Below are 880 nucleotides of genomic sequence, written 5' to 3' on the forward strand. Positions count from 1 at the left end.
GTCTTACGCTGACGTCGCTGAGCGATGTCAGGAAAAGCGGCCCGGCGCCGACGCCGCTCGGCGCTTTGGCCGTGCCCGGCATAGTGCCGCTTCTGGTCGCCTGCGGCGCCTTCATGACCGCCTTCTACGGTGTCTACGGCTATCTCGGCGATCATCTTCACAATGGCTTGGGACGGCCGGTAAGCGCCAACGGCTTGGCCGCGCTCGCCTATGGCGCCGGCTTCGGCATGGCGGCGCTTCTCGACGGCGTGATCGATCGCCTTGGCGCGCGACGCGTCATGCCGTTCGCCTATCTTCTCGTTGCGGTCGTCTATGTCGCGCTTGCCGCGGCAAGCGGCAGCTTCGGCCTGACCATCGCGATGGTGGCGGCCTGGGGCCTTGCCAATCATTTCGGACTGAACGTCCTGGTGATGCGCCTCTCGGCGCTCGATCCGGCGCGGCGCGGCACGATCATGGGTCTGAACAGCGCCGTGACCTATCTCGCGGTGTTTGTCGGAACCACGGCCTTCGGACCGCTTTATTCCGGCTTTGGTTTTGCGGCATCGGCCGTGGTCGCAGCGTTGCTCATGCTGGTCGCGGCCTCAGCGGCGGTGTGGCGTTCGCCGCGGTCCGTGTAGTCGCGGAGCCACGCGGCTGATCGAGACGTTCAATCCCCAGGCGGTCAAGGTCTATGAGCGTCGGGGTTATCGGCCTTTCGGCGTGCTTCCCGATCTTCCCGTCGGCCGCAGCCGCGTCTTCCTGTAGAAGAATTGTCGGCTTGATTAGCCGGCGAGGCGTCCGCCGCGCATCGGCTGCGGCACACCAGTGGTGGTCGGGAAGCTGATCGGCAGGCCCCTGAGCACGCGAACCGCAAGGAAGGCAAAGCACTCCGCCTCCACCG

Annotated in this window: 1 protein-coding gene and 2 pseudogenes; 2 read left to right on the top strand and 1 reads right to left on the bottom strand. The window is 66.0% G+C overall.

Annotated elements, in window-relative coordinates:
- The coding region (locus EOA86_RS36525) for an MFS transporter (RefSeq protein ID WP_164892403.1) at positions 1-617 on the top strand (617 nt) is incomplete at its 5' end.
- Between the two features lie 19 nt (positions 618-636).
- Positions 637-744 (top strand): annotated as a pseudogene (locus tag EOA86_RS41035) (GNAT family N-acetyltransferase); the annotation flags it as partial.
- Between the two features lie 17 nt (positions 745-761).
- Here EOA86_RS41035 and EOA86_RS36535 read toward each other — a convergent pair.
- Positions 762-880: pseudogene (locus EOA86_RS36535) on the bottom strand (anhydro-N-acetylmuramic acid kinase); the annotation flags it as partial.

It is taken from the genome of Mesorhizobium sp. M5C.F.Ca.IN.020.32.2.1, from assembly GCF_004023105.1.
GTDB lineage: Bacteria > Pseudomonadota > Alphaproteobacteria > Rhizobiales > Rhizobiaceae > Mesorhizobium > Mesorhizobium wenxiniae.